Annotated in this window: 9 protein-coding genes; 5 read left to right on the top strand and 4 right to left on the bottom strand. The window is 73.9% G+C overall.

What is annotated here, in order from left to right; genetic code table 11:
* The coding region (locus JNW98_RS31015; RefSeq protein ID WP_223771628.1) for a hypothetical protein at window positions 1-393 on the top strand (393 nt) is incomplete at its 5' end.
* A 23-nt stretch (window positions 394-416) separates the two neighbouring features.
* On the opposite strand, the gene JNW98_RS31010 is transcribed toward JNW98_RS31015, so the two are convergent.
* The gene (locus JNW98_RS31010; protein ID WP_223771627.1) at window positions 417-1,211 is read right to left on the bottom strand and encodes a methyltransferase domain-containing protein; all 795 of its coding nucleotides are present in this window, start codon (window positions 1,209-1,211) and stop codon (window positions 417-419) included.
* A 28-nt stretch (window positions 1,212-1,239) separates the two neighbouring features.
* Here JNW98_RS31010 and JNW98_RS31005 point away from each other — a divergent pair, with 28 nt between their 5' ends.
* Window positions 1,240-1,740, top strand: a complete 501-nt coding sequence (locus JNW98_RS31005) for a MerR family transcriptional regulator (RefSeq protein ID WP_223771626.1) — start codon at window positions 1,240-1,242, stop codon at window positions 1,738-1,740.
* On the opposite strand, the gene JNW98_RS31000 is transcribed toward JNW98_RS31005, so the two are convergent.
* From JNW98_RS31000 to JNW98_RS36370, 3 genes are all read right to left on the bottom strand, one after another.
* Window positions 1,732-3,360 carry a PE-PGRS family protein gene (locus JNW98_RS31000; RefSeq protein WP_223771625.1) on the bottom strand — a complete coding sequence of 543 codons (1,629 nt, stop codon included), beginning with the start codon at window positions 3,358-3,360 and terminating at the stop codon, window positions 1,732-1,734. The two genes, JNW98_RS31005 and JNW98_RS31000, sit on opposite strands and share 9 nt — an antisense overlap.
* 80 nt (window positions 3,361-3,440) lie before the next feature.
* Window positions 3,441-4,007, bottom strand: a complete 567-nt coding sequence (locus JNW98_RS30995; RefSeq protein ID WP_223771624.1) for a cupin domain-containing protein — start codon at window positions 4,005-4,007, stop codon at window positions 3,441-3,443.
* 126 nt (window positions 4,008-4,133) lie between these two features.
* Window positions 4,134-4,259: a hypothetical protein gene (locus JNW98_RS36370; protein ID WP_263421400.1), complete on the bottom strand. Its 126-nt coding sequence runs from the start codon at window positions 4,257-4,259 to the stop codon at window positions 4,134-4,136.
* Between the two features lie 536 nt (window positions 4,260-4,795).
* Between JNW98_RS36370 and JNW98_RS30990 the strand changes: the two genes are divergently transcribed.
* The 3 genes from JNW98_RS30990 to JNW98_RS30980 all read left to right on the top strand — a co-directional run.
* Complete coding sequence (locus tag JNW98_RS30990) at window positions 4,796-5,134, top strand: ester cyclase (RefSeq protein ID WP_223771623.1); 339 nt, start codon at window positions 4,796-4,798, stop codon at window positions 5,132-5,134.
* 26 nt (window positions 5,135-5,160) lie between these two features.
* Complete coding sequence (locus tag JNW98_RS30985; RefSeq protein ID WP_223771622.1) at window positions 5,161-5,937, top strand: thioesterase II family protein; 777 nt, start codon at window positions 5,161-5,163, stop codon at window positions 5,935-5,937.
* A 39-nt stretch (window positions 5,938-5,976) separates the two neighbouring features.
* Window positions 5,977-7,889: winged helix-turn-helix domain-containing protein (locus tag JNW98_RS30980; RefSeq protein ID WP_504755612.1), on the top strand; the 1,913-nt coding region annotated here is incomplete at its 3' end.

Raw genomic sequence — 7,889 nt, 5'->3', positions numbered from 1 at the left:
GAACGGCGGTGGCACCGCGAGCGGGCGGTCGCCGAGCACCGGCTCGACGAGGTCTTCGACGGCGACTGGAACGCCGCCGCCGGCCGGCTGCTCCTGCGCTGGTACGGCTTGTCGCCCCACCCCCACCGGCTCGTCATCCTGGCCCGCAGCGGGCGCGTCTACCTCGCCGCGCCCCTGCGCCGGGTGGCGACGGGCCGGAACAGGAAGGCGCGGACGCTCACCGTCCTCGACCCGTCGGAGGCAGTCCTCGAGGACCCCGCCGGCCCCGGCCTCGGATCCGACAAGCTGCGGCTCCGCTTCCACGACGGTTCGTGGATCGTCCTCACGGCGCTGGTCGGGGAGAGCGACCTGCACGCGTATCTGCACGGGGTGGGGCGGCCGGCCGGGGGGTGAACTGACGCCGGGAGGGACGGCGTTCATCGTCCCCTTGTTTTTCGAGCGGGGACGGAGGCGGAGGCCACGAAGAACGGGATGGCGACGAGGAAGCGGCCGGTCTCGGCACGTCGGCGCTGTTCGGCGAGCCACTCGTCCGTCCGGTCGCGGTCGACGGCACCTGCGGCGCGGGCGGGTTCGGCGAGCCTCGTGAGCAGCGGCAGCATCGCGGGATCCGTGAACACGCTGGTGTGCGCCTCGACCGCGACGTCGGCGAAGCCGCCGTCCAGGAGCAGGCCGCGGTACCGGCGGCCGGCGCGGGGCGTGCCCAGGAGGTCGGCGCGGGCGTGCACGATGGCGCGGGTCAGGGCCGGGTCGTCGGAGTCGACCATGATGGCGTCCCAGTCCTGGCCGACCAGGACGATCCGGCCGCCCGGCCGGAGGATCCTCCGTGCCTCCGCCACCGCGCGTGCCGGCTCCTGGAGGATGTGGAAGACCTTGTCGGCGCGGTATCCGTGCACACTCCCGTCGGCGAACGGCAGTTCCTCCGCCCGCGCCTCCCGGAACTCGGCCCCCGGCCACCGCTCCCGGGCCGCGGTCAGCATGCGCGGGGCGGGGTCGACGCCCACCGCGTGCACGCCGCGTGCGGCCAGTTCGGCGACGGCGCGCCCGGTTCCGCAGCCGACGTCCACGACGGTCGAATCCGGGACGAGGGACAGCAGTTCGTAGGAGCGGTCCCGCAGCCGGGCGGCGCTCGGCTCCCGGTCCGCGGCGTCGAGGACGGCCAGCAGGGCTTCGATGTCGCGGTGCTCTTCCACCGCTTCCTGGGTCTTGGGCATGCACCTCATGCTGGGACTTAATGTCGGCATGAAGTCAAGCGAAGACGGCGCTGTCGGTGGTGCCGGGGGTGCCGGTGGTGTCGGGGGTGCCGGTGCCGCCGCCACCCTGGGCATCGGCGGCCTCGCGGCGCGGTTCGGCCTGGCCCCGCACGTGCTGCGGCATTGGGAGTCGGTGGGCCTGCTGCGTCCCGTACGGGACGCCGGCGGGCGCCGCCGCTACGGTGCGGACGACCTCGCCCGCGTGGCGACGATCCTCATCCTGAAGGAGGCCGGCCTCGGGTTGAGCACCATCAGGAGCCTGTCCGGGACCGTCGACCGGGCCGCCCGGCGCGAGATCCTGCGTCCCGCGGCCGAGGAGCTCCGGGCGCGCATCGCGGCGGCCCGGGCCTCATTGGGCTTCATCGAGGGCGGCCTGAACTGCGCGCACGAGGACGTCACCCAATGTCCGAACTACCGGCGGCTCATTGCCGAGCGGGTCGGTGAGCGGGGGCGTGATGACGGTCCCTTGAGGCGGCACCCCCTAGGCTGACGGGTTCTCCGGCGCCGTCGGGGGCCCGTCGAGGAGCCGGTGCATCACCGGCTCCGGGAGCGCCGGGTTCGCGGCGGCAGCGTTCGCCGTCGCCGGGTCGTGCAGCAGCTCGGCCAGGACGGGGGCGGGCAGCCGTGGGTCGGCCGCCGCGGCGACCCTGACGTGGAGGTCGGGGTCGTCCAGGAGGCGGACCACGGACGCCGGGGACAGGCGCGGGTCCCTCAGGGCCCGGCGGCGGATGTGCGGCGCGTCGTCCCGGCTCAGCCGCTCGGCGAGCCCTGCCGTGGCCCGCGGGTCGTCGAGGGCGAGGGCCCGCAGGGCGGGGACCGCGTCGTCCGCGTACCGGATCAGGTCGTTCCGGGGGAAGTTGGGGTGGTCCGGTATGCAGGCGGCCGAGTAGCCCTCCCAAGTGCGCAACGTCTCCAGCAGCACCTCCGCCGGTGCCTGGGCGCAGTGTTCGGAAAGCAGGAGCCGTACGACGCGGTCCTCGTCGCGGGCGAGCAGGTCGGCGACGTCCTGGGGGAGCGACGCGGCGCAGGCGGCGCTGCGGCGCAGCAGCGGGTGGGAGGACGTCGCGCAGCGGCGAACGGCCTCGGGGTCGTCCTGGAGGGCGAGCACCCAGTCGAGCGGGTAGAGGCGGTCGTCAGGGCCAACCTGTACGGGGATGCGGGAGCGTTCCTCCTCGGTGAGGTCCGGCCGGACCGACACCTGCCACCGCGTTGCCGGATCGCTTGCCAGGACGGCGACGAGATCGGTGTCCAGGGAAGCGTTCGACGCGACGCGGGCGCGGAGCCGGTCGTCGGGGTCGCGTGTCAGCCGCTCGGCGAGGTCTCGGCCCAACCGGCAGTGTTCCGCGGCCTCTTCGCGGGCGTCCGGCGGGAGTTCGGCGTAGGCGGACGGGGTGAGGGGGACGGTCCTGTGGTGCAGGAGTGCGGCCCGCGTTCGGACCGCCGGATCCGGGTCGTCCCTGAGGGAGGCGCGGGTCGCCTCGTCCAGGTGCTCCCAGGCGTGGGGCAGTGCGGCGGCGCGGATGCCGGGGTCGGGGTCGGCGGCGAGGGTGACGGCCGTCGCGGCCGGCAGCGCGTGGTGGCGGGCGAGCTCGGCGCGGATACGCGGGCTGGGGTCGGCGGCCAGCCGGGCGAGCGTCTCCTCGCTGAGGAGGTTGTGTCCGATGGCGGCGACGAGGAAGTACCACCGGCGGTGTGGTTCCGGGTCCGCGAGCAGGCGGGCGGACTGTTCCGGCGTGAGCCGCCAGCGGTCGGCGAGCCGTTTCCGGATCCGCCAGTCGGGGTGGGCGATCCAGGCGTCGACCACTTCGTCGGGGAGCTCTCGGTAGACGAGGGCGAACGGGACCTCCGGGGCGGACGAGGGGGCGGCGCCTTCCGGCGGCGGGTCGAGGAGGCGTCGTAGGACGGTGGCGGGCGCCGCCGGGTTGCCGGCCAGCCCGTCCCGCCAGGCCCAGGTGAGGCGGGCGCGGTCCGGTGTGGGCCGGTCTGAACTCGGCTCGTCCGGTGTGGGCCGGTCCGGTGTGGGCCGGGGGACGGACGCCCAGACGGCGTCCTCCGAGGGCTCCGCTCCGGCGCCCGGCATGAACGGTTCTTCGCTCCTCCTGTGTCCCATCCGTGCATTCTCGCCGCCTGTCGTCGGCGGTGCGAGGGCCGGGCCGCCCCCTCCGTCGGCCCGGCCCCTGGTCGGCGACCTCAGCGGGTCTTGAACGACCACCGCAGGGACGCCCGTTCCTCCCAGGAGTCCGCCCCCGGCCCCTTGGTCATGTCCGCGAAGAAGCTGTCGTGCCGGACCAGGAACTCCGCCCGCTCCTCGTCGCTCATCGACCCCAGGTGTTCGAGGCCCTCGAAGTAGGCCTCGCGGGCGCCACCGGGCGCGAACAGCATCAGGAACTCCGCCGGTTCGCCGGAGACGTTGCCGAAGGAGTGGACGCCGCCCGGGGGTATGTAGAGGTAGTCGCCCTGAGAGGCGTCGAACCACCGGTCGCCGTCGAAGACGTGGATCTCGCCGGACAGCACGTAGAAGGCCTCGGACATCGTCTTGTGGAAGTGCGGGCTGGTCCTGCCCACGGCCGGTCCCATCCTGTTCTTGTAGAGGCCGAAGAGCCCGTTGGTGGAGAGCTGGGTGGAGAGGTAGTGGTACGTGTTCCCGTTGGGCGCCGTGTAGTCCGGCGGGACGTCGGAGGATCGGAAGGATGCGGAGATCTCGCCTTCGTCGCGGTCGTAGATGATCTCGGGATAGTCGGGGGGCAGGAAGGACACCGCGTGCTCCTTGGATCTGTGTACCGGTGGGACTGCGGGTCCGGGTCGGGCCCCGGGTTCGGGTGGGGCCTGGGGATGGCCCGGGGTTCGGCTGGGGCCCGGCCGGGTCGGCGCCCCTGAGGGAAGTCAGGGGGCCGGTGCCGGGGAGTACAGCCGGAGGGAGGCGCGTACGCCGTCCGTGACGATCTCCTCGATCTGGGCGTCGGGCAGCGGGACCGCTCCGTAGTGGGAGCGGATGAGGACGTCGTTCATGGTGAGCGTGTTGAGGCGGTGCGCGGCCCACACCGCGTGGCACCCATGCTGTCCCCGGGTCGCGCAACTCTGTCCGCGAGCAGCGGGTTTGGGTGTTTATCGGGAGCGCGATTAAGTCAAGATTCACCTCTCTCCTGTCCGGATGGTTGCCCGGGCTCGGCGCATGATTTTGAATCACACACAACACGCGGTAATGGGCGTAACACACGGAGAACGGCATTCCGCTTAGTGTCGGTGGTGACCCTCCCGGACGCGGACCGGGAAGGCGGGGTGACCCCGGGAGCAAGGCCGGCCGAGCGGGCCGGAACGTTGTGTGGTCAGTGTCCGGACAGCGACGGCAGAGACGACTCCCGCCTCCACGACGGAGCTCCACGGGGGGCTTGGCGGCTGCCTTCCTGGACGGGCATGGGCCGGGCGCGACCGTGCGCCCGGTAACGGGGAGAAGAGGCACACAGATGCGCGACAGCCAGCAGAGAAACGATTCCGACCTGCGAAAACACCGCGAGGAACTGGTCCTCAGACACACCGCCGCGGTGATGTCCAGCACCGGACGGGAGCCCGGCGGCGTCTGCCGCGTCGTCCCGTTCGACGAGCAGCCGCTGGTCGGCGACGACGCGGTACGGCGGCACTTCGAAGGCATGCTGGCGGCCTTCCCCGACCTCGAACACGAGGTGCTCGCCATCCACCACTCGGCCCACGTCGTCATCCTGGAGAGCCGGATCAACGGGACCCAGGCGGCTGACTGGCAGGACATCCCCAACCGCGGCAAGCGGATGGAACTGCCTGTGGCCGTACTCTCGCAGTTCGACGGCGAGTTCCTCGTCGACGGGACGCTGTACTACGACCGCGCCGTCGCCGCGCGGCAGCTGGTCTGAGGCGTGGGACGGGGAGTGCCCGCGCGATGACGACGCCCTACCTGACGCCGGCGGTGGACGAACGGCCACCGGCGGGACTCGACCTGTTCTGCCTGCCCTGCGCCGGAGGCGGCGCCTCCGCCTATGGCCGGTGGCAGGAGCGCCTGGACGCGCTCGGCGCCGGGGTGCGCGTCCTGCCCGTGCAGCTGCCCGGGCGCGAAGACCGGGCGCACGAACCGCGCTTCACCCGGCTGGACGACCTCGTCGCGGAGCTGGACGAGGAGCTCGACGAGGCGCTGTCCCGGCCGCACGTGCTGTACGGGCACAGCATGGGCGCGTTCGTCGCCCACGCGCTGACGCTGGCCCGACAGCGGCGGGGTGCGCCGCCGCCGCGTGCCCTGGTGCTCAGTTCGCACCGCGCGCCGCACGTGCGGCCGAACCGGATCCTCGATCCTGACGCCGACGACGAGCGGCTCGCCGGGGCCCTCGCCGAACTCGGGGGTATTCCTTGGGAGCTGGCGCGACGGCCGCGGTTCCGTGCCGCCTACATGCCGCTCGTCCGGGACGATCTGCGGCTCTGTTCAGGGTGGGTGGAACCGGCCGACGTCGAACCGCTGTCCGTTCCGCTGCACCTGTTCGCCGGCGCGGACGACCACCTGGTGCCCGTCCCCGCGATGGCGGCGTGGCGGGATCACGCCGGTCGGGGCAGCGAACTGCGAACCCTGCCGGGCGGGCACTTCTTCGTCCGGACCCATGAGGAGCGGTTGCTGCGGGAGTTGGCGGGTGTAGTGACCCGGTACGGCACGCCGGTGCCGGCGGTCTGAGGAGAGAACGGCGACGTGCGGAGCGAGGAGGCTGCTCGCATGCTGGTCACGGAGGGGACAGAGGGCGCCGGCGGGACGGCGAGCGGACGGCGCCGGGAGGGGACGGACGGGGAGGGCAGGGGGGACGTCGGGGGGTCTGCCGTGCGGGGGTTGGTCCCGGAGGTGGGTGATTCCCTGGGGGCTGACCCTCTGGGGGCTGATGCCCTACGGGCTGATCCCCTAGGGACGGGTCCCCTAGGGACGGGTCCCCTAGGGACGGATTCCCTACGGGCCGATCCCCTAGGGACGGATCTCCCAGGGACCGGTCCCCTAGGGCCTGGCCCCCTAGGGAGCCACCCTCAAGGGTGCGACCCCTACGGGCCCGGTGACCTCGGTTTCGGCGATCTGTACGGGCGGGAGCACGAACTGCGCCGGCTCCGCGCGTGGTTGGGGCAGCCGGGGCGTGCCCGTCAGCTCACCCTGACCGGACCCGCCGGAGTCGGCAAGAGCCACCTCGCACACGCGGCTGTGACCGCCGTGACAGCCATGACCACCGGGACGGCCGGGGTGTACGTGCCAGTAGAGGCCCGTGGGCTCGAAGGAGCCAGCGGGGCCCCTGCGGTCACTGCCCTACCGGTGCAACCGCAAGCACCACCGCCACTGCAAGCACCACTGCCACCGCCAGCACCTCTCCCCCCATCGCCGCCCCCGCTGATCTGGGTGGACCTCGCCGACGCACCGGACGCCGCCGCCCTCTGGGCGCGCCTGGGCGGCGCCCGCTCCGCCCGCGAGGCCGCCGACCGGATCGGCGACGCCGACCTGCTGCTGGTCCTGGACAACGGCGACCGCCTCGTCGCCGACATCGCCCTCGACGTGGCCGCCCTCCTGCGCGCCTGCCCGAACCTGCGCACCCTGCTCACCAGCCGCGTCCCGCTGGACATCCGCGCCGAGCGGATCCTCCCCGTCGGCCCGCTCCCCACCGGCCCCGGCTCGCCCGCCGAGGCCCTCTTCGCGGACCGGGTACGGCCGTACCACCGCCCCGGCGTCGACAGCGGCCCCGGCAGGCTCGCCGTAGGCGAGATCTGCCGACTGCTGGACGGCCTGCCGCTGGCCGTCGAGATGGCCGCGGAGGCGGTCGGCACCGAGGGACCGCGCGCCCTGCTGGAACGCCTGGAGCGCGGCGACTGCGACCCCGGACGGCACCGGGCCCGCGACACGCCCGAGCGGCACCGCAGCGTCGCCGCCGCCCTGTCCTGGCCGGCCGGCACACCCGCGGACGGGGATCCGGGGCTGCTGCGGGCCCTGTCGGTGTTCGACACCTTCGTCGACCCCGCCGCCGTACGGCGCGTGACCGGGCTCGGCCACGCCGCCGCGGTCGCCGGCATTGAGTCACTGCTGCACAAGAGCCTGCTGCTGAGCACCCCGGGCCAGGACGGCGAACCGGAACTCCGCCTCACCTACCTGGCCCGCGCCTACCACCGCAAGCGCCTGGGTGCCGACCCCCGTGAGCTGCGCCGCGTCCTCGACGGACATGCCGCCCACTGGTCCGCGTACGCCGAGGCGACGGCGGAGGCGCTGCGCGCGGGCCGGCACCTCGACCAGGTCCTGCACGCGGTCGCCGCCCGCCTCCCCGACCTCCTCAAGGCGGCCCGCCACCTGACGGCCACCGGCGACCGCCTCGCCGCGCTGCGCCTGCTGACCGCCCTGGAGGTGCCGCTGCTGCGGCACCGCCTGGCCCCGGAGGCCGCCGACACGATCGAGGCGACCGCCGAGGAGTGGGCGGCCGCGACCGCCGGCGAAGCCGAGGACGGCGGGACGGATGCCCGGACGGCCGGCGAGACGGCCGGCGAGACGGTGGCGGAGGCGCTCGTCGCGGTCGGCCGGTGGGCCGTCGAGCGCGGGGAGTACGCCCGCGCCGCGCGGCTGCTTGACCGGGCGGACGCCGCCGCGGCGGATCACCCCGCGGCCCGGGC

The sequence above is a fragment of the Streptomyces huiliensis genome, assembly GCF_020037025.1.
Taxonomy (GTDB): domain Bacteria; phylum Actinomycetota; class Actinomycetes; order Streptomycetales; family Streptomycetaceae; genus Streptomyces; species Streptomyces huiliensis.
Note: the sequence above shows the minus strand (reverse complement) of the source record. Positions and strands in the feature narration are given on the sequence as shown.